The organism is Bartonella sp. AP72JLCBS, from assembly GCF_042195705.1.
GTDB lineage: Bacteria > Pseudomonadota > Alphaproteobacteria > Rhizobiales > Rhizobiaceae > Bartonella.
Map to the genome: position 1 here is coordinate 1 of NZ_JBHIOU010000127.1, position 442 is coordinate 442.

Genomic DNA, 442 nt, shown 5'->3' on the forward strand with positions numbered 1-442 from the left:
AAGCGCCTGAAGCAGCCGATAAAGCAGCATCTGATGTGATAGAAAAAGCCACTGACGCTGTTAATAAGGCTGTTGATGCTGTGAAGGAAGCACCTGAAGCAGCTGATAAAGCAGCATCTAGCGCGGTGGAAAAAGCCACTGATGCAGTTGATAAGGCAACTGATGACGTGAAGAAAGCACCTGAAGCAGCCGATAAAGCAGCATCTGATGTGATAGAAAAAGCCACTGACGCTGTTAATAAGGCTGTTGATGCTGTGAAGGAAGCACCTGAAGCAGCTGATAAAGCAGCATCTGATGTGATAGAAAAAGCCACTGACGCTGTTGATAAGGCTGTTGATGCTGTTAAAGAAGCGCCTGAAGCAGCCGATAAAGCAGCATCTGATGTGATAGAAAAAGCCACTGACGCTGTTGATAAGGCTGTTGATGCTGTTAAAGAAGCGCC

General features: G+C 46.6%; 1 pseudogene. It reads left to right on the top strand.

Annotated features, from left to right (window positions below):
* Window positions 1-442 (top strand): annotated as a pseudogene (locus tag ACFILO_RS09710) (tol-pal system protein); the annotation flags it as partial.